The sequence below is a fragment of the Pantoea sp. FN0302 genome, assembly GCF_050113775.1.
GTDB classification, from domain to species: Bacteria; Pseudomonadota; Gammaproteobacteria; order Enterobacterales; family Enterobacteriaceae; genus Mixta; species Mixta alhagi.
On the sequence record NZ_JBNJSM010000002.1, the window covers coordinates 294,361 to 315,476 of the forward strand.

Genomic DNA, 21,116 nt, shown 5'->3' on the forward strand with positions numbered 1-21,116 from the left:
CCTGCTTGTGCAGAACACCGTGCTCTTCAGTTCAGAATAATTCAGACCGGTTCAATGGTGGTTGGCGAATCAGGGTGGGGCGTATTCAGCGTATCCCCGCTGCATACGCTTCGGCAGTTGTAAGCCGGGAGGGGAAACATGATTAGCACCGTCGCGCTTTTCTGGGCTTTGTGTGTGGTTTGTTTGGTAAATATGGCGCGCTACTTTTCTTCGTTGCGGGCGTTATTGATTGTGCTGCGCGGGTGCGATCCGTTGCTCTATCAGTATGTGGACGGCGCTGGCTTCTTTACCGCGCACGGTCAACCGAGTAAGCAAGTCAGGCTGGTGCGCTATATCTGGAAACGGTACTACCTCGATCATCATGACGAAGAATTTATTCGCCGCTGTGAGCGGGTACGTGGGCAATTTGTCTTGACCAGCGCGTTATGCGCTCTGGTTTTCATCAGCCTGGTGGGATTAGCGATTTGGCATTAAGCGCCATCAGAAAAGAAGCGGGCCGGATTAACCGGCCCGCAGAGACATCAGATCAGCTGTAGCGCAATCCAGTAGAGACTGCCCGAAAGCAGAATCGAGATGGGCAGGGTAAACACCCACGCCAGAGCGATACTTTTAATCGTACGGCTCTGAACGCCGCCGCCATCAACCACCATGGTGCCTGCCACGGATGATGACAGAATATGGGTGGTGGAGACCGGCATCCCGGTATAGCTGGCAACGCCAATCGACACCGCCGCTGTTACCTGCGCTGACATGCCCTGTGCGTAGGTCATGCCTTTTTTACCAATTTTCTCACCGATGGTGGTGGCGACACGACGCCAACCAAACATGGTACCGAGCGACAACGCCAGCGCCACTGCCACGATAATCCAGATCGGCGCATACTCAACGGTATTCAGCAGATCGCCTTTCAGCTTGCCAAGGAAGCGTTTATCTTCAGCCTTAACATCCGGCATCCTGGCCGCTTTTTCAGCAGTATCCGAAATACAGAGCAGCAGGCGACGCAGATGGCTGCGCTGTTCAACGCTAAGCGCATCGTAGCTGGAAAGGTTGTTCAACAGCAGCTGCGCACGGTTAATCGCAATCAGCGCCCGTGAGCTATCGCAGTGAAACTCTTTCGGCCCGTTCGGCACTTCTTCCGGCGTCGGCAGTGCAGGCGGCGTCAGCTCAACCACGTGCTGCAGCGCATCGCCATGCTGGCTGTAATACTGCTCCAGATGGTTTACCGCGTCGCGGGTGCGCGTAATATCATAGCCAGAGGCGTTCATGTTAATCACGAAGCCTGCAGGGGCAACGCCAATCAGCACCAACATAATCAGGCCGATGCCTTTCTGTCCGTCATTCGCGCCGTGAGAATAGCTGACGCCGATAGCGGAAATAATCAGCGCGATACGCGTCCAGAACGGCGGCTTTTTCTTGCCGTCTTCCTTTTCACGATCGGCGGGCGTCATATGAATACGACGACGCTTTTTGGTATTGCTCCAGTAGCGGCGCAGCAGGAAGATCAACCCGCCCGCTACCACCAGGCCAATAATTGGCGACAGGATCAGCGAAGCAAAAATATTGATCATTTTCGGGATATTGAGCGCATCCACCACGGAAGTGCCGGTGATCAGGGCGTTGGTCAGGCCAATACCGATGATAGCGCCAATAAGCGTATGGGAGCTGGACGCAGGCAAACCAAAATACCAGGTTCCCAGGTTCCAGATAATAGCGGCGAGCAGCATGGAGAAGACCATAGCCAACCCGTGCGCCGAACCGACATTCAACAGCAGGTCGGTAGGAAGCAGATGTACAATGGCATAAGCAACGCTCAAACCACCTAACAGCACACCAAAAAAGTTAAAAACCCCAGCCATCACTACGGCCAGCTGCGCACGCATCGCACGCGTATAGATTACCGTCGCAACTGCGTTAGCCGTATCATGGAATCCATTAATGGCTTCGTAGAACAGGACAAACAGCAGAGCAAGCACTAATAACAGGCCGGTATTAAAGTCGAGGCCAGCAAACAGATGTAGCATAAGCGTTACGCCATTTTCGGGGACATGAACGCGGCGCATTATCAGCGACAAACCGCGCCTGGGGAAAGAAAAATTAGACTTTTTTTGCCATAAAAGTGTAAAACGCGCGTCATCAGGCAGTAAAAAAGCTAACAAATCCGTTAGTTATATTATGTTACTTTCAGTTCGCTTTGGTTACGCTGGCCTGGACGAGAGCAAGCTATTACAATCGCGGTCTTTGCCCGGTCGGCAGGAGTGAGCAGTGGAAAAGTATGACGTTATCATCATTGGCGCAGGGGCTGCCGGGCTGTTTTGTGCGGCTCAGGCGGGGCAGCGCGGCCTGCGTGTGCTGCTGCTGGATAACGGCAAAAAACCGGGCCGCAAAATCCTGATGTCCGGCGGCGGCCGCTGCAACTTTACTAACCTTTATACCGAACCGGCGGCCTATCTCTCGCATAATCCCCATTTTTGTAAATCGGCGCTGGCGCGCTATACGCAGTGGGACTTTATTGCGCTGGTTAACCAGTACGGTATCGCGTACCACGAAAAAACGCTTGGCCAACTCTTTTGTGATGACTCGGCACAACAAATTGTAGATCTGCTGATGGCGGAATGTGAGAAAGGGCACGTAACGTTGCGGCTGCGTAGCGAAGTGCTGGCGGTTAACCGCGATGAGGCGGGTTATGCTGTCCAGCTCAACGGGGCGGAAGTGCGGGCCGATAAACTGGTTATCGCCAGTGGCGGGCTGTCAATGCCGGGACTGGGTGCCTCGCCTTTCGGCTATCGGCTGGCAGAGCAGTTTGGTCTGCGCGTTTATCCCACGCGCGCCGCGCTGGTGCCCTTTACGCTGCATAAGCCGCTACTGGAACAACTACAGACGTTGTCGGGCGTTTCGCTACCCACCACGATTGAAGCAGCCAACGGCAAGCGCTTTAAAGAGGCGATGCTTTTTACCCATCGTGGCCTTTCCGGGCCGTCGGTGCTGCAAATTTCCAGCTACTGGCAGCCAGGCGAGTTTGTCACCATCGATCTTTCACCGGAACAGGATCTCGACGCTTTTATCAATGAGGAGCGGGAGGCGCGCCCGAATCAGAGCCTGAAGAATACGCTGGCGAAGCCGCTGCCAAAGCGGCTGGTGGAGGTATTGCAGATCTTGGGCGTTGTACCGGAGGTGACGCTAAAGCAGCTTAACGCTAAGCAGCAACGCGAGCTTACCGAAAACCTGCATGCCTGGCGTGTGCAACCCAACGGCACCGAAGGCTACCGCACGGCAGAAGTCACGCTGGGCGGCGTGGATACCACGCAGCTATCTTCGAAAACCATGGAAGCGCGTGACGTGCCCGGTCTCTATTTTATCGGTGAAGTGGTGGATGTCACCGGCTGGCTGGGCGGCTATAACTTCCAGTGGGCCTGGAGCTCCGCCTGGGCCTGCGCGCAGGCGCTGTAAAATAGCGCTGCTGAGTCTTTGAAAAACAGCGGTGAAATCATTCTCAGTAAAAGGCAGAGCGGCTAATCCGGTGCGATAAGCAAAAATCAACGTCAATGGAAGACGTTAATTTTATTTCGTTAGGGCCATGCAAAATGACCTGCTTTGTTACTGTATCGCTTAACGCTTACCCGCAAAAAGTGATTTGCAGTGTGGACAGAGCATAGTGTGGCCTACCGATCTTTTTAGCGCGGTCTGGTTGGAGAAACGCTTGCAGACTGGACATTGCACGCCGGATTCCCGCCTTTTGATGAGATTCAAAAGCCATTGAAAGTGCGTCATCATTTATCCTCGAAGGGTTTTATAAACCTTAACACATATCCTGCCGTATCAGGTGATTTACCCAACGCGCAAAAAAGCTAACGCAGCCATTATTAAAATAATTAAATTTCAATATGTTGATTTCGTTAGTGTTTAATTTTTAACCGCCCGATTGCGGCTTCAAAAGGCGCGGTTAAATTTTACTCACCTATAATCGTGGGTAAAACACTCCTCTCATCACTTCCTGATATTTCTGTTCTGCCTTTTCAGACTTCTGTTAATCACAGCCTGAATGCCAGCGAACGCGATCTTTACAAGATAAAGCCTTATTTGATTTATCAGGTCTGACATACTGAAGAAGCTAAAAAGCAGGCCCCGTAATAAGGCGCATTTGCGGGGCCTGAAAAGGAAAAATAGTGTTGGTGCCGCTTAAGAGGATTCCTTCAGGTACCGGTGCAGAGTAGTACAGGAACGTCACCATTCATAAATATATGCCCACCCTTACCATTGCTATAAATATTATATTGCGCTGGCTGCTTGATATCGGTATAAAACCGCTCAAGTAACCAGACTAACGATTTATTATCAACTTCATCAAAAGCTGAGGGGATAATGGCTTTTGAGGTTAATAAATAGTTATTATTATTGACGGTAAAATCAAACAAAACCTTTCTGCTTAATACTTTATGATGGCCTGAAGCATCAATAAATTCGCCGTTCATGATAACGAAACCAGAAGAACCATCAAAAAAGAAACGCATCAGCATATTTGCACGCATGCCATTGTTTTGAACATGATGCTGTACCAGGCAGGAAAAGTGACGGTCACGGTTATTAACGGTGAAGTAAGTGATAGCTACGCCAATAACTAATAAAATCGCCACAATGAACTTAATCTTGCTTTTCATATGGCTTTTCCTAACGACCAGGATGTACAGGACCTCCTGTCTTCGTTAAGTGGATTCTGGCAAGAGAAGAATGAGATATGTTTAATAAACCTATCGTAGGTGATATAAACATGCGGATAAGCTTTGCAGTCGATATATTGACTTAGCGTGTTGTCTATTTTCTCTTTCAGGGGCAAATCATTGCGAGAAACATAGAGCTGGCAGGCACCGTATTCAGCTATCTTATCATAACTTCCCATGAATTTTTTAAAGTCAGCGTTTACCGAATTAACAAAGAAAAGCAGGCTGCAGCAAAGCAAAAAAAAGGAAACCGGGATTAATGTCTTAAACTGCGCAGCGTTGCCTTGCGGCTCTATGCGGAAAGTAGGGGCTGCGATAATGGCAGGTAATATTTCTTCAGTGCTCTGCAATTTGGTGGAAATGCTGTGATCAAACCTAAAGCCTTTGCGAGGTACGGTAATGATCCATCGATCTGCACCAGGCATAATATTTTTTAGCGCCCTGCGGATTAACGAAATGTTTTGGTAAAGCGTATTGGGGGAAACGTTATGACTGTTTTCTCCCCAGGCATAATCATACAGATCATTTTGTGATACCAGCCCATGAGTTTTTATTAATAGTTCAAGGCATTTTGTTGCTGGCTGGGTCAGTGAAGTATCTTCTTTCCCCTGAGAGTGACAGACAAGCCTATGGTTTTTTGGATAAAAATAAATAGATTCGTGAATAAGATAAACTGGACCCATAGCCACATCCTGTTTGCTAGTCATTTACGTGCTACTGTTGATTAAGACATTATCACGCTTTTATAAGAATGTGCATGCCCTTTTAATCCATATTTGGAGTAAATGAACCCTTTATAAAGCCTCAGAAGTTTCGTTATTTCATACAACGGCATAAAATTACATGTTTATTTAATGAAAAGATGACAAAAGTTGCCTTATATATGTGGCGCAGCATTTCAGCATCTTTTTTGTTACCAGTACGCAGTATTATGTGAAATTACATGAGAAAAATAAAATCTTTAAATAACCACTAATAAAAATACTTTTTCACGGCTTTGTTTTTTATCCCGCTTCAAGTTAATCGAACATTGCGAAGCGTAAATCTTTGCTATAAAGTGCAGCTATCACAGTTTTGTTGCATTATTTATGCAGTAATATCATGCGGTTGCCTTTATCTTAAGGGAATGGCTTAACTTCTTAAATATGATGAGAAGCTTATTTAAAGTGTTTGTCATTGCCTCAATTAACGGTAACGGTAATATCATTTGAGTTATCGGAGGGCCAGGATGGCTTTCCTGAAATACGAGAATCATTTGGTTTAAAGCATGATGTTCAGGGAATGACGCAATGCTCGCTTTATTGGTAATGGTGATGGTTCTGATAAATTGGTTGCGTAATTATTCAAAAAGGGATGTTGAAGTATTATGAAAGTCATTGTGTGTTCTGATAACTTTTTTTTCGCCAACGGCATAAGCGCCTTACTGAATCAGGCGGGTCATAAGACCTGGAACTTTTTTTATCATTCCGGAAATCCGTTTTCTGAAAAAGAAGATAATGAACTGGTTATCATTATTGATACTAATGAGCGAAAACCTTTACGACATCTGTTCGCATCACTGGATAAAAGGACGCTAAGAGTTTTCTTTATTACAGACGATCTCTCAGAGCAGCATGAAAGCCATCATTCTTTCCAGGGCGTTATACCGCGTAAAATTACCGCTGCGGCGCTGTTAGACAAGCTTGCTGAATCCACGGCTGGCGTCAGGCCGATGGAGTTTTTACTCACTAACCAGCAGCGCAAAGTACTGCAATATTTGATACGTGGCGTCACCCCTGGCGTGATAGCTCGAATAATGAACATCTCTGTGAAGACCGTATCGGCCCATAAACGCAAGGTGATGATGAACTTTGGCCTGAAAAAAATGAACGCACGCTCACTACACTGCATGGCCGATTTTATCTATAAGTCACTGTTGGTTTCAGAACACATTAACCGGCAAAAGCATCCACAATTTATTAGCCGACCACTGTATTAAACAGCAGAGATTCTTATCGTTGCATGTTGACTGTTAAACCCCATGGTGTAACAGATTAAAATTCCTTAGTGCTATTTAGTAACGGTTTATGTTCACGCAAAAACATTGTTGCTAACAAAGCGATGCTGCGCCCCTTTTCAGGCATCGCTTTTTTATTTCTTATCTTCTTTTGCTGCTGTCAGGCTGCTCTGCCCAACTGACTATCCACAAATCTCGCGTTTTTGCCCGCCGCTGCTTGCGGAATCGCCACAAGATACTAACTTTTAACTAATAGATTCCCTGGTGTTGGCGCAGATGCGCTCCCCGCTTGATGCGGGTTTTTTTTATATTTCCTGTGTCAAGAGATGGTCATCTCATTCACTTTTCAACATGGAGAAAGGCAATGAAAGCACTGACTTATCATGGCCCGCATCGTGTCAAAGTTGATAATGTTCCCGATCCCGGCCTTGAAGCTGCGGATGATATTATTTTGCGTGTAACGGCGACGGCCATCTGTGGTTCCGATCTGCATCTTTACCGCGGCAAGATCCCGGGTACTTCCCATGGCGATATTTTTGGCCATGAATTTATGGGCGAAGTGGTAGAAGCTGGCTCCGCAGTAACGGCGGTGCAGAAAGGAGACCGGGTAGTTATTCCTTTTGTTATTGCCTGCGGCGACTGCTTCTTCTGCCGTCTGCAGGAGTTTGCCGCCTGCGAAACCACCAATCCCGGACGTGGCGCGATCCTGAATAAAAAACAGATTACCTCACCGGCTGCGCTGTTTGGTTTTAGCGCTCTTTATGGCGGCGTGCCGGGCGGACAGGCGGAGTATGTGCGCGTACCGAAAGCAAATACCGGGCCGTTCAAGGTGCCGCCGGTGCTGGCTGACGATCAGGTGCTGTTTTTATCCGATATTTTGCCAACGGCATGGCAGGCAGTGAAAAATGCGCAGGTGACCAAAGGCAGCAGCCTGGCTATTTTCGGTGCCGGTCCCGTTGGTCTGCTTACCGCTGCCTGTGCACGTATGCTCGGCGCGGAAAAAATCTTTATGGTGGATCATCACCCCTATCGGCTGGCGTTTGCCCGGGATCGCTATGATGTGATCCCTATTAACTTCGATGACAATGACGATCCGGCGGCCTACATTATCGAAAACACTACCAACCATCGTGGCGTCGATGCCGTGATTGATGCCGTAGGATTTGAGGCGAAAGGCAGCCTGACCGAAACCGTGATGACTAACCTGAAGCTGGAAGGCAGTAGCGGTAAAGCGTTGCGTCAGTGTATCGCAGCAGTAAGACGCGGCGGGATCGTTAGCGTGCCGGGCGTCTACGCAGGCTTTATCCACGGCTTCCTGTTTGGCGATGCGTTTGATAAGGGGCTGACCTTTAAAATGGGTCAGACACATGTTCAGGCCTATCTGCCGGAGCTGCTGAATTTAATTGAGCAGGGCTTAATCAAGCCGGAAGAAATTATTACGCACCATATGCCGCTGGAGCGGGCGGAAGAAGCCTATAAGATTTTTGAAAAGCGGCAGGAAGAGTGCCGCAAAGTTATTCTGGTGCCGGGCCTGACCGAAACGTTACGTCACGTTTAACCGCTTTCAAAGACTACCCATGGGTTTCAGCCGGAATGCTGAAACCCTTTTTTTATTGATTCGCTTCTTTTAACAGGGTCATTAGTCGGGTAAGAGCGAAAAGCGCCGCCTGGTTAATAACAGATTCGCTGTCGCCGCTGAACTGCTTTCTCTCTGCCTTAATGGTCCCATCCGGTAAGCCCCAGCCAAACCAGATCGTACCGGCTGGCGTGCCGTCCGGGCCATCGTCAGGTCCGGCATAGCCGGTAACCGACAGGCTCACCGCTTCGCCAGATTGTGCCTTTGCGCCCGCTGCCATCTCTCTGGCGGTCGGCTGACTAACGGCGGTAAATTTTTCCAGCGTCCGCTCGTCAACTTTCAACAAACGCATTTTGGCTTCATTGGTATAAGTCACGAAACCGCTGCTGAAATAATCTGCACTGCTGCTGGCGGAACACATCGACATGCTGACCAGACCACCGGTACAGGATTCTGCCGTTGCCAGCTTAACTTTTGCCCCTTTGAGTATCTCTCCCAGTTCCGACGCAGCCTGCCGCAGTTGTTCGTTCATTATCGTTCTCCTTACTCGGTTGAATAAATTAAGTGTAGAAGATGCGCTTTATTTCGTTTGAAATAAATTCCTTACATGAATCAGAAAATTCGTGGGGCAAGCGGGCATTTATTATTGCTGACGCTTAATCAATATTTTAACGCTATTGTTTATTTAAATATTCTTAATCAGCCAGTAAGCAATCATCTAATAAATATGATTTCTTTTGGGTTAATAACCAGATAACTCATATTCATGCTAGGGTTTTAATAACGGTGGTATTTTTGTGTGCGCCTTTTAATTTTTTTCTTCTGTTTTATTGATGCGTCATGGTTATTACCGCAATAACAAGCGGTGATATTTTTTTTGCGAGCGGAAACAGGCGAGGCTTAAGAGGAAAAAGTCAGTGATTACACCTTTATTTAAAATAAAACCCTTAGTGAATTTTATTCGGCACAGCGTAACGCTTAGCGGCACTTTATCTTTGTCATTACTCTCTTTTACCCCTGTGGCATACGATGCGGCCTTGCTTGCGTCGGTTACTGCGGAAAAGGATAGTCTCCTGACGCTAAGTGAAGGAAATGAAATAGTGGTGACGGGTAGTGAAAATGGCCTTTGCGGTATTTGTAACCCCGTTAGCGCAACAAATAGCACCATTAATTTAGGCAATAACGTCAGCGTTAATGTTAATGGGCCGGTAGCAGGCGGCATTCTTTTACAAGGCGATAATTCTACTCTGCAGGCGAATCAACTAAAGGTTAATGTCAATGGCCATTACGGTATTCAGGTTGATGCAAAGGATGCGCAGATTAATTTAGGCCGCGGCAGCCGTATTGAAGTAAATAATAACGCTCTGATGGCCAATGGTGTTTATCTGGGTAATCACGCTTCTTTATTAGCAGATGAGCTAACCGTAATTACGCATGGTGTAGGCAACGGATTATATATTTCCGACGCGGGAACCCGAATAGATATTGGTGAGAACTCGCTTATTCAGACGCACGGTGCAGAGGCAACCGGTATCTATATTTTTGGTCGGGATAATCGCGCATCCGGCGAGCCAGCCAGTTTAAAGGCGAACCGGCTTACCATTACCACCGCAGGCGATCGCGCTTACGGCATGAATATTCAGGCCAACTCAACGGTAGATTTAGGTCGCGGCAGCCGGATTGAAACCCATGGCAAAGACGCAATGGGGATCTGGAACCTGGGTACGCTGACGGCAGATGAACTGCAGATTAAAACCGCAGGCAGTCATCTCGCCAACGCGCTGGAAGTCAGAGAGCAGGGCGTGGCGACGATCGGGGCAGGCAGCTCGCTTTACAGCGAGCGCAGCGGTGCACTGGTTGCGCGTGGCGAGGCGGCAACGGTTAACTTCAACGGTAGCGAGACGCAGCGAAACCACATTTTTTCCAGCGGCTCTTATGCGGTCTCGGCGCAGTTTGAAGGAGCCAGTGTTAATCTCTCCTGGAGCGATATTGATATCCGCAGCGACAATGGGCTGGCAATAGGCATATGGGCGCTGCGCGGGGGAAAGGTACAGGGTGATAACCTGGCGATTACCGGCAATAGCGGAACGATTGGCGCATACGCCGTAAGCGGCAGTGAAATTGATTTAACCGGAAAAACGGTTATTCGTATGGCCTCGCCGCTGGATATGGCGCTGGGCACTGAATATATTCCTGGATCTCGCGCCAGCCGTATCAGCCTGAGTGGGCTAATCGATATTGTCGGCAGCGTAAGTGCCGCTGGCGGTAATATCGATCTGAATATGACGGCAGGCTCGCTGCTGACGGGAGTAACTGCCAGCGACAGGGTTAACGGCGGCTCTTTAAATATTAAAATGGAGCAAAGCCAGTGGAATATGCCGGGCAACGCCAGGGTGGATAATTTAACCCTGGACAACAGCACGGTTAACTTTATGAGCGGCGAGCCGGGATCGCATCTTACGGTAGGCAATCTGGCCGGAAGCGGCACTTTTGCGCTGACGACGGATATCGCTGCGCAGCGCAGCGATCAACTGGTGGTAACCGGCAACAGCGCAGGCAGGCACTATTTGCAGATACTCAATCGTGGCGATATGCGCACCACGGGTCAGGAAGTGCTGACGATGGTAAAAACGCAGGATGGTCAGGCACGCTTTGCGCTTTCGCCCACCACGGAAAAAGTGGAGCTGGGCGGCTATCTGTTTGGGCTGCAAAAAACAGGACCGAACTGGCAGCTGTCCGCCACCGGCACTGCAGAGATCCCTGAGCCCGCACCCGTGCCGCCAGAACCTGCACCAGAGCCCGCGCCAGAACCAGAACCAGAACCTACCCCCGCGCCGCCAGGTCCTGCACCTGCGCCGCCGGAACCCGCGCCCGCACCAGAAGTAACGCCGAAGCCAGCGTTGGATCTGGAGGAAAACCTTGAGCCTGCGCCCGCACCGGTACCGACGCCCGAGCAGCCGGAGCTCACCAGCACGGCCGATGCAGGGGCTAATTTCCTGAATATTACCTATTTGATTAACTATGCCGAGACGCAGACGTTGATGCAGCGCTTTGGCGAGCTGCGGCAAAAGAAAGATATGGGCAACGGCTGGATCCGTGGCATCGGCGGGCGCTTTGATGATTTTGGCAGCGGCAAACTCAGCGGTTTTCGCCTGAGTTACTCCGGCATGCAATTTGGTATTGATAAACAGATTACGCCTGAAACGCCGGTCATTCTTGGTGCCTTTATGGGCGTCACCCACGGCAATGCCCATTACGCTTCCGGCAGAGGCGATCAACGATCGCAACATGCCGGGATCTATCTCACTGCGCTGGCGGATAACGGCCTGTGGCTGGATGGCATGGTGAAATATGGGCGGCTGAAAAACAGCTTTAACGTCAGAGACTCTCAGGGGGCAACGGTCTCTGGTTATGGCGCAACGGATAGTTACAGCGCATCGCTGGAGGGCGGCAAACGCATCGAGCTCTTCTCAGCACCGCAGGGTTTTTACCTTGAACCGCAGCTGCAACTAAGCTGGAGCCGTCAACAAGATGATCGTCTCGTCGCCTCCAACGGTCTGCATATCGACCTCGATGGCTATCACTCTCTGCTGGGCCGCGCCAGCGCACTGCTCGGCTATCGTGTGCAGCAGGATGGCTTACAGCTCAATCTCTACCTGAAAAGCGGCATTGTGCGTGAGTTTAAAGGTGAAACTCATTATCGCCTCAACGGTTCGCCGGAATGGCACAGCTTTAAAGGCAACGCGTGGAATAATGGCCTTGGCGTTAGCGCGCAGATTGCCAGCCAGCACGTGTTCTATCTGGAGGGGGACAGTTCCACCGGAAGCCAGTTTAATCAGCGACAGTTTAACGCCGGTTATCGCTTTAGTTTCTAAAGTGAGCAGTTGCCTTTACCTGCTTTTACTTAAGTCATGCTCCAGACTGGCCTGATTGCGCTTATATTTTTGCCGTACTGGTTGTTTTTTTACCGCTTCGGCGGTCACATTACACAGGAGCAAAATAATGAATAAGCTAACGTCCTTGGCCCTGGGGCTGATGCTGGCGGCGGGCAACGCCGCTGCGGCTTCTTACGGCGAGCAGTTGGAAGGCTTTCCGATGCCTTATCCGCTACAGCACTTCACTTTTTCTTCCCAGCAGCAGTCGCTCAGCATGGGATATATGGATGTTAAGCCGGTCGGCAATGCCAACGGTCACGTTGTGGTGCTGATGCACGGCAAAAACTTTTGCGGTGCCACCTGGGAAAGCACGCTGCGCGCTCTGAGCCAGCAAGGCTATCGGGTTATCGCCCCGGATCAGATCGGTTTTTGTACCTCGACCAAACCAGCTAACTATCAGTACAGCTTCCAGCAACTGGCTAACAATACCCATCAGCTACTACAGCATCTCGGCGTGAAGAAAGCGATCGTTATCGGCCACTCTACCGGCGGCATGCTGGCGACGCGTTACGCGCTGATGTATCCACAGCAGACCGAAAAGCTGGTGATGGTGAATCCTATCGGCCTTGAGGACTGGAAAGCAAAGGGCGCGCCCTGGCGATCGGTGGATGACTGGTATCAGCGCGAGCTGAAGCTGTCGGCGGAAGGCATCAAAAAGTATGAGCAGCAAACCTACTACTCTGGTCAGTGGAAGCCGGAGTATGACAAATGGGTTGATATGCTGGCCGGGTTGAACAGCGGGCCGGGGCATAAAAAAGTCGCCTGGAACTCTGCGCTGATCTACGACATGATCTATACCCAGCCGGTTTATTATGAATTGCCGGATCTGCGTGTTCCCACCACCCTGTTTATCGGTACTGCCGATACCACCGCCATCGGCAGCGATATTGCCACGCCGGAGGTGAAGGCGCAGCTGGGTCACTACGAGGTGCTGGGCAAAGAGGCGGCAAAACGCATTCCTCATGCCCGCCTGGTAGAGTTTGACGGCATGGGACACGCGCCACAAATGGAAGCGCCGGAGAAATTTCACCAGGCGCTGATCGAGGATTTAGCAACGTTAAAATGATCACTGCGGGAAAATTTTTTGATGGCCACAACGATTTGTTGCTGCGCCTGTGGGTAAATCATGCCGATAATCCGGCGCAGGCTTTTTTCGCCGGTCGGGAGCAGGGCCATCTCGATTTTCCACGTATGCGGCAGGGCGGCTTTGCTGGCGGGCTGTTTGCGGTCTTTGTGCCGCCGGTCGCCTGGCTGGCGGGAGAGCGCGGCCAGGAAGTGAGCCTGGTGCAGGCGCAGCACGACGCGCTGGCGATTGCCGAGGCGCAAATCGCCATTCTGCGTCAGCTGGCGGAGGCCTCTGCTGGACGGGCGCGGCTCTGTGTGACGGCCGCCGATATTGAACAGTGCCTGCAGCAGGATGTGCTGGCGCTGGTGATGCATATCGAAGGCGCAGAGATGCTGGATGAGGAGCTGACGCTGCTGGATCGCTTTTACCAACTCGGCCTGCGTAGCATTGGGCCTTTCTGGAATCTGCCTAATCGCTTCGGTGTTGGTGTGAACGGCGGTTTTCCCGGTTCGCCCGATACCGGCGAGGGAATGACGGCGGCGGGCAAGGCGCTGATCCGCGCCTGCAATCAGCGGCGGCTGCTGATCGACCTTTCTCATATGAACGAGAAAACCTTTTGGCAAACCGCCGAGCTGAGCGATGCGCCGCTGGTAGCCACGCATTCCAATGCGCATGCGCTTTGCGCCCAGCCGCGCAACCTGACCAATGCGCAACTGGAAGCTATCGCTGCCAGCGACGGCTTTGTCGGCGTAAACTTTGGCAACGCCTTTTTGCGCGCCGATGGCGCGCGCAACGCTGAGACTTCACTTAACGAAATTGTTAAACATTTGTGTTTTCTGCTTGATAAGTTAGGTGAAGATCGCGTTGGCTTCGGCTCGGATTTTGATGGCATTAGCGTGCCGGAGCCGTTGGGCGATGTGAGCGGTATGCCCCGACTTTTTGAGGCGTTAGCCGCTGCCGGCATTGATGCGCAACTGCAAGAGAAGCTGGCCTGGCGTAACTGGCTACACGTGTTAAAGCGCACGTGGGGTCAATAGAAAAGTTGCGATTCAGGTCACATTAGAGCAACATCTGCGCTGCCAAATTTTCATATTTGACAACTCACGGATTGCCTGCCGCAATTAATGGTGACAATCCGTCATTTTTAACGCTAAGAGGAGAAAAGTTATGTCTGCATGGATCAAACCTGCATTTGAAGATTTACGTCTGGGTCTGGAAGTTACTCTGTACATTTCCAACCGTTAATCCCTGTGCCCGCGCCAGTCGCGGGCCTGTTTCTTTCCTTTCCCGGTTATCACATGCAGATCAAAGTTCTTGGCTCCGCAGCTGGCGGAGGGTTCCCGCAATGGAACTGTAACTGTAAAAACTGCCAGGGCGTGCGTAACGGCACGATGAAAACCTCGCGGCGTACGCAATCCTCTATCGCTATTAGCGATAACGGAAAAGATTGGGTGCTGTGCAATGTCTCTCCCGATATTTGCCATCAGCTGCTGGCTTCGCCCGAATTGAATAATCCCGACGTGCTGCGCGGCACCGGTATTGGCGCCATTATTCTTACCGACAGCCAAATCGATCATAGCGCGGGCTTACTCAATTTGCGTGAAGGCTGTCCGCATCATGTCTGGTGTACGGAGGAGGTCCATCAGGATCTCACTACCGGCTTTCCGGTATTCACCATGCTTTCCCACTGGAACGGCGGCCTGATTCATCACGGCATCGTGCCGGAGCAGACCTTTAGCGTCAGCGTGTGCCAAAGCCTGCGCTTTACCGCCATTCCGCTGTTAAGCAATGCGCCGCCTTACTCGCCCTGGCGCGATCGGCCATTGCCGGGCCACAACGTGGCGCTGTTTATTGAAGACGGCAGCAGCGGTAAAAGCCTGCTGTACGCGCCGGGGCTGGGCGAGCCTGATGATGCGTTGATGCCATGGCTGCAAAAGGCGGATTGCCTGCTGATTGACGGCACGCTGTGGCGTGATAACGAACTGGCGGCCACCGGCGTCGGCAAAAACACCGGTAAAGATATGGGCCATCTGGCGCTCTCAGAAGAGCAGGGGCTGGCTGCGCTGCTGGCGTCACTGCCGGCAGAACGCAAAATTCTGATTCATATTAACAACACCAACCCCATCCTGGATGAAGAGTCCGCCGAGCGCCAAAGCCTGACGCAGCAGGGCATCGAAGTGAGCTGGGATGGCATGTTAATCGAGGTATAACCATGACGCAGGCACAGCCGCTTTCGCCGCAGGCTTTTGAACAGGCGCTGCGCGCCAAAGGCGCTTATTACCATATTCATCATCCCTACCATATCGCGATGCATAACGGCACAGCCACGCGCGAACAGATTCAGGGCTGGGTAGCGAACCGCTACTACTATCAGACCAATATTCCGCTGAAGGATGCCGCCATTATGGCTAACTGTCCGCATCCGGAGGTGCGTCGCAAGTGGGTGCAGCGCATTCTCGATCACGACGGCAACGGCGACAGCGAAGGCGGCATTGAGGCCTGGCTGCGACTGGGCGAGGCGGTAGGCCTGAAACGCGAGGTGGTGCAGTCGGAAGCGCTGGTGTTGCCCGGCGTACGCTTCGCCGTAGATGCCTATGTCAACTTTGCCCGACGCGCTAACTGGCAGGAAGCAGCCTGCAGCTCTTTGACCGAGCTGTTTGCGCCGCAGATCCATCAGGCGCGGCTCGACAGCTGGCCGCAGCACTATCCGTGGATCGAAGCGGAAGGCTACGACTATTTCCGCAGCCGTTTGAGCCAGGCGAACCGCGACGTGGAGCATGGCCTGCAACTGGCGCTGGAGTATTGCGACACGGTAGAGAAACAGCAGCGCATGCTGGAAATCCTGCAGTTCAAGCTGGATATCCTGTGGAGCATGCTGGACGCGATGACGATGGCGTATGAAATAAAACGACCGCCTTACCATACGGTAACGGCGGATCTCGCCTGGCATAAAACGAGACTGGTGTAATGGAAATCAACGCTTTACAGACGCCGCAGTTCCGCCGTGGCTTTCGCCTGCAGTGGGAAGAGACGCAGAACTGTCATGTTATGCTCTATCCGGAAGGAATGGCGCGACTCAACGGCAGCGCTGCTGAAATTTTACTGCTGGTGGACGGCAAGCGGACGCTGGGCGATATCGTCGCCGAGCTGAGCGCGCGCTTCCCCGGCGTGCCCGATCTGGGCAACGACGTTACTGAATTTTTTGGTCAGGCCTATGAACAGAAGTGGATCATCTTCCGTGACTGAACGGAAACCGGCGGTGAATCCGCCGCTGTGGCTGCTGGCGGAGTTAACCTACCGCTGCCCGCTGCAGTGCCCTTACTGCTCCAACCCGCTCGACTTTGCTCAACAAGATAAAGAGCTGACTACTGAGCAGTGGATTGAAGTGTTTCGACAGGCACGGGCGATGGGCAGCGTGCAGATCGGCTTTTCCGGCGGCGAGCCGCTGGTGCGTAAAGATCTGCCGGAGCTGATTGCTGCCGCACGCAATCTCGGTTTTTACACCAACCTGATCACCTCCGGCATCGGGCTGACCGAGAAAAAGATTGATAGCTTTGCTGAGGCCGGGCTGGATCATATTCAAATCAGCTTCCAGGCCAGCGATGAAACCCTGAACGCCGCGCTGGCCGGTTCGGAAAAAGCCTTCCGGCAGAAGCTGGAAATGGCGCGGGCGGTCAAAGCGCACGGTTATCCGATGGTGCTGAACTTCGTGCTGCATCGCCATAATATCGACCAGATCGATCGCATTATCGAGCTGTGCATCGAACTGGAGGCGGATGACGTCGAACTGGCGACCTGTCAGTTTTACGGTTGGGCGCAGCTCAATCGAGAAGGCCTGCTGCCAACGCGCGAACAGATTGAACGTGCCGAGCAGGTGGTGAAGCAGTACCGCGAGCGCATGGCGGAAAGCGGCAGCCTGACCAATTTGCTGTTTGTTACGCCAGATTATTATGAAGAACGTCCCAAAGGCTGTATGGGCGGCTGGGGCGCGATTTTCCTCAGCGTGACGCCGGAAGGCACCGCGCTGCCGTGTCACAGCGCGCGTCAGCTGCCGGTCACGTTTCCGTCAGTGCTGGAGCATGACCTGCAGCATATCTGGTATGACTCTTTCGGCTTTAATCGCTATCGCGGCTTTGACTGGATGCCGGAGCCTTGCCGCTCCTGTGACGAAAAAGAGAAGGATTTCGGCGGCTGCCGCTGTCAGGCCTTTATGCTGACCGGCAATGCCGATAATGCCGATCCGGTCTGCGCGAAATCGCCGCATCACGGCAAAATCATTGCGGCGCGCGAGGCGGCCAACTGCACCCAGATGCAAATCAGCCAGCTGCAGTTCCGCAATCGGGTTAATTCTCAGCTGATCTTTAAGGCGAACGCATAATGTCGCAGGCGGCCTCGTTACGGCTCGATAATGGTCTGACGGTGCGGCTGCTGCACGACGCGCAGGCGTCAGAAGCGGCAGCGCTGCTACAGGTCGCCAGCGGCAGCGACCATGAGCCAGAGCAGTGGCCGGGTCTGGCGCATCTGCTGGAGCATCTGCTGTTTACCGGTAGCGCAAGCTATAGCGGTCAGCAACGCCTCATGAGCTGGGTACCCGCGCAGGGAGGCCGCCTTAATGCCACCACTCGCGCCGATCGCACCGCCTATTTCTTTAGCCTGCCCGCCAGCGGGCTGGAAGCGGGGCTGATGCGGCTGGTGGATATGCTGGCGTGCCCGCAGTTTTCATCAGAGGCGATTGCGCAGGAAACGGCGGTGATTGACGCCGAATATCGTCTGCTGTGTCAGGATGCCCAAACGCTAACCGGCGTGGCGCAGCGGTACTTTTTTCAGGGCCCGCCCGCGATGCAGCGTTTTCACGTCGGCAACCGCGCCAGCTTTGGCGAAGCTCCCAGCCGATTACGTCAGGCGCTGCAAGATTTTCATCAGCAGCGCTATCATGCGGGGGCGATGACGCTTTGGCTTTCCGGCCCGCAGCCGCTGGCTGAGCTGGAAGCCATTGCCCGGTGCTGCGGGGCAAGCCTGCCCGTATCCATTGACGCCCCGGCTGTATCGCCTGCCCATTTACAGGCGCGTGCGGATGGTGCGGTGCGCATCACAGGCGCGTCGCAATTCACGCTAACCTTTGCTCTTAACCATTGGCAGGAGAGCGATGCGGGCTGGTGCGCACTGTTGCAGCAGCTGCTACTGGATGAGGCGGAAGGCGGCCTGCTGGCGCAGCTGCGAGCCGCTGATATTTGTGATGGCGTGAGTTTGCAGGAGGTCTGGCGCGGCGGAGGGGCGGCGCTGATTGCCGTCTGTTTTGTACCGGCCCATGTGCGCCCCACGCTCACTGCAACGCTGGAGGCTGCGCTGCGGCAGTGGCTTGCTCAGCTTGCTGACTTTACCGCCTCCCAGTTAAACCATTATTTGCAGCTGGCGCAGCGCCAGCATGCCGATAAAAGCGCGCTCGATCGCCTACGCGATCGGGCGTTCGGCTTCGCGCCGCCCGCGTCAGTTACGCCAGATAAGTGGCAACATTGGCTGGAGCAGTTACAGAACGCCGAAGTCAGCCGACTGTGGCTGGATGAGACCGTACAGGGCGAGATGACCTCATCGGCCGGATTTGAGTTTATCCACGCGCCTTTGCAGCATACTCCCGCCACTACCGCTTTGCCGCTGCGTTTCTGGCCTTTTCCGCCGCTGCTGGCGCCGCAAACCCTACCTCACAGAGCGGTTCCCTTACTCTATTTACCTGCCTCTGCGCCTGCGGTATTAACGCTGCGTCCGGTGCCGGAGAAACCCATTACCGATGCGTTGGGCTACGCCTTACAGGCGGCGCTGCGTGCGTTATCAGCCAGCCTGGCGCATCAGGGCGGCAGATTAAGCGTTGAACGGCGGCAGGGCATCTGGCAGCTTCAGCTGAGCGGTGAACCGGCATTGATGGTGGCAGCGCTGGCGGCGATCGTTTCGCGGCTGCACACCTTTACCTCGCTGGATGCAGGCGCGCGCGCCTGGCAGCGAGAGCAGCAGCAAGAGCAGGGTGAGATCCCGGTACGTCAGCTGCTTAGCCAACTGCCGCGCTGGCTGCTGGCGCAGCAGTCGCTCTGTGCGAAACTGAATGAAATTGTCTGGCAGGCGGCGCTGGTTGGCGGCGGCCAGGCGCTGACCCAAAGGCTCTCCCGACTATTGAGCCGCATGCCGGGGCGCGTACAACGTGTAACCGACTGGCTGCCATGCGAGCCGCAGCCGGGGCAGCAGCACGCTCTGCGCCTGACGCAGGGCGATACGGCCCTGCTGCTGTTTTGCCCGCTGACGCAGCCTGGTCTTGAGGCACAGCTGGCGTGGCGGATGCTGGCGCTGATTTATCAGCCAGCCTTCTTTCAGCGTCTGCGCGTAGAACAGCAGGTCGGCTACGTGGTGAGCTGCAGTTTTCATCATGCGGCCGATCGTACAGGAATACTGTTTGCGCTGCAGTCGCCGCAGCATAATGCCGCCGCGTTGTTAACGCATATTCAGCGTTTTTTACGGGTAATGGAAAATGAGCTTGCCTGTCTTTCCGCTGATGAGCTGGCGGAAAAGCGTGAACGACTGTGGCAGCGGCTCCAGCCAGAGGGTGATACGCTGGAGCAGGCGCGTCAGGCGCTGGCTTTTCCCGATCTGACTTCTCCGGCGGCGCGCCAGCTGCTTGAGCGTCTGGATGCGCCCGGGCTGATTGCCTGGCATCAAAAGCTGTGCGATCGCGTCTGGTGGTGGCAGTGTGCGGCAGAGACTGAATAAGCAGCTTAGTGGCGCTGGCGACGCGCTTTTTTATGTTGATACATAATATCGTCGCTTTGACTCAGCAATCCCGTAAGCGGTTGCGGCTGGGTGGGATCAAACTCCACCATTCCTACGGAAAAATCCAGGCGGTAGCGGCGATCAAGCGGCTCCATATAACGTTGCAGCTCGGCACGAAAATCTTCCAGCCGCGCGTTCGCCTGCTGTTGATTCGTATCGATAAACAGCACCACAAACTCATCGCCGCCGAGACGGGCAAATAACGCCGACTGACGAAAGCTGGTTTTCAGCGCGTCAGCAAAATCCATCAAGGCCCGGTCGCCTTCCCGATGCCCAAAGGTATCGTTGATTTGTTTAAACTGATCGAGGTCGAAAAACGCCAGGCAGGCAGAGTAGTGGCGCAGCGCGCACTCTTTCAGCAGCATCTGTCCCAGGGTCATAAAGCCGCGTCGGTTGGATATCTGCGTGAGTTCGTCAGAAGTGGCTGCCTGGAAATTCAGCAGCTCTGCTTCAGCCATAGAGGCCAGGTCGCGCAGCGCGCAGACGTCTTCACCATTAAAAGTGCGCGCCTGGTTATCCAGAATGCATAGCGTGCCCACTTTGGCCCCGTTAGGCGCGCGCAGCGGGCATCCCGCATAGAAACGGATATGCGGCTCGCCGATCACCAGCGGATTATCATAGAAACGCGGATCGTTGCAGGCATTCTCCACCACCATCACATCATCCTGCAGAATGGCATGGCCACAAAAAGAGATATCGCGTGCGGTTTGGGTAACGCTGATGCCGTCTCCTGATTTAAACCATTGATGCTCGGCATCCAGCAGGCTGACAACCGATACTGAAACGTTAAACAGCCGTTTCGCCAGGCGCGTCAGACGATCGAAACGCTCCTCGGCGGGCGTGTTTAATATTTTCAGCGCATGAAGCTCGCTCAGACGCTGAGGCTCATTTGCAGGGATTCTTGGTGTTTTCATAAAAGCCTTCAAACTTTATATTTTTTGATTTATGTACTTCTGGTGACAGTATCGGTCAGAAAAGGCACAACTTCAGGGTGAATTCACGCTGATATGATTCA

At 53.0% G+C, this 21,116-nt stretch carries 19 protein-coding genes; 13 read left to right on the forward strand and 6 right to left on the reverse strand.

Features of this window, described 5'->3' with window-relative positions; genetic code table 11:
* Positions 1–138 precede the first annotated feature (138 nt).
* A complete protein-coding gene (gene uspB, locus ACQE32_RS11975; protein ID WP_085068755.1) occupies positions 139–474 on the forward strand; it encodes a universal stress protein UspB in 336 nt (111 codons plus the stop codon).
* A 47-nt stretch (positions 475–521) separates the two neighbouring features.
* On the opposite strand, the gene pitA is transcribed toward uspB, so the two are convergent.
* Positions 522–2,021, reverse strand: a complete 1,500-nt coding sequence (gene pitA / locus ACQE32_RS11980) for an inorganic phosphate transporter PitA (protein WP_426974077.1) — start codon at positions 2,019–2,021, stop codon at positions 522–524.
* Positions 2,022–2,262: 241 nt separating this feature from the next.
* Between pitA and ACQE32_RS11985 the strand changes: the two genes are divergently transcribed.
* Positions 2,263–3,447 (forward strand): NAD(P)/FAD-dependent oxidoreductase, encoded by a 1,185-nt coding sequence (locus ACQE32_RS11985; RefSeq protein ID WP_427021840.1) that lies wholly within the window; start codon positions 2,263–2,265, stop codon positions 3,445–3,447.
* A gap of 159 nt (positions 3,448–3,606) precedes the next feature.
* Here ACQE32_RS11985 and ACQE32_RS11990 read toward each other — a convergent pair whose 3' ends face one another.
* The 3 genes from ACQE32_RS11990 to ACQE32_RS12000 all read right to left on the reverse strand — a co-directional run bounded on the left by ACQE32_RS11990 (position 3,607) and on the right by ACQE32_RS12000 (position 5,398).
* Positions 3,607–3,771 carry a YnfU family zinc-binding protein gene (locus ACQE32_RS11990; protein ID WP_426973962.1) on the reverse strand — a complete coding sequence of 55 codons (165 nt, stop codon included), beginning with the start codon at positions 3,769–3,771 and terminating at the stop codon, positions 3,607–3,609.
* A gap of 419 nt (positions 3,772–4,190) precedes the next feature.
* Entirely contained in the window at positions 4,191–4,655 is a 465-nt protein-coding gene (locus ACQE32_RS11995; RefSeq protein WP_427021841.1) for a hypothetical protein, read from the reverse strand.
* Complete coding sequence (locus tag ACQE32_RS12000; protein ID WP_426973964.1) at positions 4,652–5,398, reverse strand: winged helix-turn-helix domain-containing protein; 747 nt, start codon at positions 5,396–5,398, stop codon at positions 4,652–4,654. The genes ACQE32_RS11995 and ACQE32_RS12000 overlap by 4 nt, the downstream gene beginning before the upstream one ends.
* A 683-nt stretch (positions 5,399–6,081) precedes the next feature.
* On the opposite strand from ACQE32_RS12000, the gene ACQE32_RS12005 reads away from it, so the two are divergent.
* The gene (locus ACQE32_RS12005; RefSeq protein WP_427021842.1) at positions 6,082–6,693 is read left to right on the forward strand and encodes a helix-turn-helix transcriptional regulator; all 612 of its coding nucleotides are present in this window, start codon (positions 6,082–6,084) and stop codon (positions 6,691–6,693) included.
* 382 nt (positions 6,694–7,075) lie between these two features.
* The gene (locus ACQE32_RS12010; protein WP_250651445.1) at positions 7,076–8,269 is read left to right on the forward strand and encodes a zinc-dependent alcohol dehydrogenase; all 1,194 of its coding nucleotides are present in this window, start codon (positions 7,076–7,078) and stop codon (positions 8,267–8,269) included.
* A gap of 52 nt (positions 8,270–8,321) precedes the next feature.
* On the opposite strand, the gene ACQE32_RS12015 is transcribed toward ACQE32_RS12010, so the two are convergent.
* On the reverse strand, positions 8,322–8,819 hold the full coding sequence (locus tag ACQE32_RS12015; RefSeq protein WP_085068741.1) for a CinA family protein: 498 nt from the start codon (positions 8,817–8,819) through the stop codon (positions 8,322–8,324).
* Between the two features lie 568 nt (positions 8,820–9,387).
* Here ACQE32_RS12015 and ACQE32_RS12020 point away from each other — a divergent pair.
* The 9 genes from ACQE32_RS12020 to pqqF all read left to right on the forward strand — a co-directional run bounded on the left by ACQE32_RS12020 (position 9,388) and on the right by pqqF (position 20,041).
* Complete coding sequence (locus ACQE32_RS12020) at positions 9,388–12,162, forward strand: autotransporter outer membrane beta-barrel domain-containing protein (protein ID WP_426973967.1); 2,775 nt, start codon at positions 9,388–9,390, stop codon at positions 12,160–12,162.
* Between the two features lie 127 nt (positions 12,163–12,289).
* The gene (locus tag ACQE32_RS12025) at positions 12,290–13,288 is read left to right on the forward strand and encodes an alpha/beta fold hydrolase (RefSeq protein WP_426973968.1); all 999 of its coding nucleotides are present in this window, start codon (positions 12,290–12,292) and stop codon (positions 13,286–13,288) included.
* On the forward strand, positions 13,285–14,325 hold the full coding sequence (locus ACQE32_RS12030) for a dipeptidase (RefSeq protein WP_426981306.1): 1,041 nt from the start codon (positions 13,285–13,287) through the stop codon (positions 14,323–14,325). Before ACQE32_RS12025 ends, ACQE32_RS12030 begins: the two co-directional genes overlap by 4 nt.
* A gap of 130 nt (positions 14,326–14,455) precedes the next feature.
* Positions 14,456–14,533: a pyrroloquinoline quinone precursor peptide PqqA gene (gene pqqA / locus ACQE32_RS12035; protein ID WP_071883753.1), complete on the forward strand. Its 78-nt coding sequence runs from the start codon at positions 14,456–14,458 to the stop codon at positions 14,531–14,533.
* A 53-nt stretch (positions 14,534–14,586) separates the two neighbouring features.
* The gene (gene pqqB / locus ACQE32_RS12040) at positions 14,587–15,498 is read left to right on the forward strand and encodes a pyrroloquinoline quinone biosynthesis protein PqqB (protein ID WP_426981305.1); all 912 of its coding nucleotides are present in this window, start codon (positions 14,587–14,589) and stop codon (positions 15,496–15,498) included.
* Between the two features lie 2 nt (positions 15,499–15,500).
* Positions 15,501–16,256: a pyrroloquinoline-quinone synthase PqqC gene (gene pqqC / locus ACQE32_RS12045; protein WP_426973970.1), complete on the forward strand. Its 756-nt coding sequence runs from the start codon at positions 15,501–15,503 to the stop codon at positions 16,254–16,256.
* On the forward strand, positions 16,256–16,534 hold the full coding sequence (gene pqqD, locus ACQE32_RS12050) for a pyrroloquinoline quinone biosynthesis peptide chaperone PqqD (protein WP_426973971.1): 279 nt from the start codon (positions 16,256–16,258) through the stop codon (positions 16,532–16,534). The genes pqqC and pqqD overlap by 1 nt, the downstream gene beginning before the upstream one ends.
* The gene (pqqE, locus tag ACQE32_RS12055; protein ID WP_426973972.1) at positions 16,503–17,666 is read left to right on the forward strand and encodes a pyrroloquinoline quinone biosynthesis protein PqqE; all 1,164 of its coding nucleotides are present in this window, start codon (positions 16,503–16,505) and stop codon (positions 17,664–17,666) included. Before pqqD ends, pqqE begins: the two co-directional genes overlap by 32 nt.
* Complete coding sequence (gene pqqF, locus ACQE32_RS12060; protein WP_427021843.1) at positions 17,666–20,041, forward strand: pyrroloquinoline quinone biosynthesis protein PqqF; 2,376 nt, start codon at positions 17,666–17,668, stop codon at positions 20,039–20,041. Before pqqE ends, pqqF begins: the two co-directional genes overlap by 1 nt.
* Positions 20,042–20,046: 5 nt before the next feature.
* On the opposite strand, the gene ACQE32_RS12065 is transcribed toward pqqF, so the two are convergent.
* Positions 20,047–21,015 carry a sensor domain-containing diguanylate cyclase gene (locus ACQE32_RS12065; protein ID WP_426981300.1) on the reverse strand — a complete coding sequence of 323 codons (969 nt, stop codon included), beginning with the start codon at positions 21,013–21,015 and terminating at the stop codon, positions 20,047–20,049.
* Positions 21,016–21,116 lie beyond the last annotated feature (101 nt).

What these genes read in the sequence shown, in the direction of transcription:
- ACQE32_RS12065 (WP_426981300.1), bottom strand. Translation starts at nt 21,015, where the DNA reads ATGAAAACACCAAGAATCCCTGCAAATGAGCCTCAGCGTCTGAGCGAG.
- ACQE32_RS11995 (WP_427021841.1), bottom strand. Translation starts at nt 4,655, where the DNA reads ATGAAAAGCAAGATTAAGTTCATTGTGGCGATTTTATTAGTTATTGGC.
- pqqA (WP_071883753.1), top strand. Translation starts at nt 14,456, where the DNA reads ATGTCTGCATGGATCAAACCTGCATTTGAAGATTTACGTCTGGGTCTG.
- pqqD (WP_426973971.1), top strand. Translation starts at nt 16,256, where the DNA reads ATGGAAATCAACGCTTTACAGACGCCGCAGTTCCGCCGTGGCTTTCGC.
- pitA (WP_426974077.1), bottom strand. Translation starts at nt 2,021, where the DNA reads ATGCTACATCTGTTTGCTGGCCTCGACTTTAATACCGGCCTGTTATTA.
- pqqE (WP_426973972.1), top strand. Translation starts at nt 16,503, where the DNA reads ATGAACAGAAGTGGATCATCTTCCGTGACTGAACGGAAACCGGCGGTG.
- ACQE32_RS12005 (WP_427021842.1), top strand. Translation starts at nt 6,082, where the DNA reads ATGAAAGTCATTGTGTGTTCTGATAACTTTTTTTTCGCCAACGGCATA.
- pqqB (WP_426981305.1), top strand. Translation starts at nt 14,587, where the DNA reads ATGCAGATCAAAGTTCTTGGCTCCGCAGCTGGCGGAGGGTTCCCGCAA.
- ACQE32_RS12025 (WP_426973968.1), top strand. Translation starts at nt 12,290, where the DNA reads ATGAATAAGCTAACGTCCTTGGCCCTGGGGCTGATGCTGGCGGCGGGC.
- pqqC (WP_426973970.1), top strand. Translation starts at nt 15,501, where the DNA reads ATGACGCAGGCACAGCCGCTTTCGCCGCAGGCTTTTGAACAGGCGCTG.
- ACQE32_RS12015 (WP_085068741.1), bottom strand. Translation starts at nt 8,819, where the DNA reads ATGAACGAACAACTGCGGCAGGCTGCGTCGGAACTGGGAGAGATACTC.
- uspB (WP_085068755.1), top strand. Translation starts at nt 139, where the DNA reads ATGATTAGCACCGTCGCGCTTTTCTGGGCTTTGTGTGTGGTTTGTTTG.
- ACQE32_RS12010 (WP_250651445.1), top strand. Translation starts at nt 7,076, where the DNA reads ATGAAAGCACTGACTTATCATGGCCCGCATCGTGTCAAAGTTGATAAT.
- pqqF (WP_427021843.1), top strand. Translation starts at nt 17,666, where the DNA reads ATGTCGCAGGCGGCCTCGTTACGGCTCGATAATGGTCTGACGGTGCGG.
- ACQE32_RS12000 (WP_426973964.1), bottom strand. Translation starts at nt 5,398, where the DNA reads ATGGGTCCAGTTTATCTTATTCACGAATCTATTTATTTTTATCCAAAA.
- ACQE32_RS12030 (WP_426981306.1), top strand. Translation starts at nt 13,285, where the DNA reads ATGATCACTGCGGGAAAATTTTTTGATGGCCACAACGATTTGTTGCTG.
- ACQE32_RS11990 (WP_426973962.1), bottom strand. Translation starts at nt 3,771, where the DNA reads ATGATGACGCACTTTCAATGGCTTTTGAATCTCATCAAAAGGCGGGAA.